The sequence below is a fragment of the Flavobacterium poyangense genome, assembly GCF_011751075.1.
Taxonomy (GTDB): Bacteria; Bacteroidota; Bacteroidia; order Flavobacteriales; family Flavobacteriaceae; genus Flavobacterium; species Flavobacterium poyangense.
Window position 1 is genome coordinate 1 of record NZ_JAALLN010000067.1, and the last position, 945, is coordinate 945.

Consider the following 945-nt stretch of genomic DNA (forward strand, 5'->3'; position numbering starts at 1 on the left):
TTTTTAACGATACCGTCTAAGTTCACACTTTGAGTTTGGCCTTGAGCATCTGCGTAAACCAGTATGTTTTTTACAGGATCATATCCTACTGCTCCTTCTGTTTTGGAAGCAACAGCGCTCACAGCTGCTTTTACACTTGGATCGGATAATAACTCCTGAATATTGGCTTTTACATCTCCGATAACACTGATCGTTACATCTGTTCCTTTTTCATTCTTATAGCTGTATTCTCCTTTTCCTTTATTGGTAACTTCTGTAACAGTTTCATTGTTTTTAACGATACCGTCTAAGTTCACACTTTGAGTTTGGCCTTGAGCATCTGCGTAAACCAGTATGTTTTTTACAGGATCATATCCTACTACTCCTTCTGTTTTGGAAGCAACAGCACTCACAGCTGCTTTTACATTTGGATCGGATAATAAATCCTGAATATTGGCTTTTATATCGCCGATAACACTAATTGTTACATCCGTTCCTTTTTCATTCTTATAGCTGTATTCTCCTTTTCCTTTATTGGTAACTTCTGTAACAGTTTCATTGTTTTTAACGATACCGTCTAAGTTCACACTTTGAGTTTGCCCTTGTGCGTCTGCGTAAACCAGTATGTTTTTTGCAGGATCATACCCTACTGCTCCTTCTGTTTTCGAAGCAACAGCACTAACAGCTGCTTTTACACTTGGATCGGATAATAAATCCTGAATATTGGCTTTTACATCGCCGATAACACTAATTGTTACATCCGTTCCTTTTTCATTCTTATAGCTGTATTCTCCTTTTCCTTTATTGGTAACTTCTGTAACAGTTTCATTGTTTTTAACGATACCGTCTAAGTTCACACTTTGAGTTTGCCCTTGTGCGTCTGCGTAAACCAGTATGTTTTTTGCAGGATCATACCCTACTGCTCCTTCTGTTTTCGAAGCAACAGCACTAACAGCTGCTTTTACA

General features: G+C 38.2%; 1 pseudogene. It reads right to left on the reverse strand.

The window, feature by feature from the left end:
* A pseudogene (locus G3A47_RS22620) lies at positions 1-945 on the reverse strand (hypothetical protein); the annotation flags it as partial.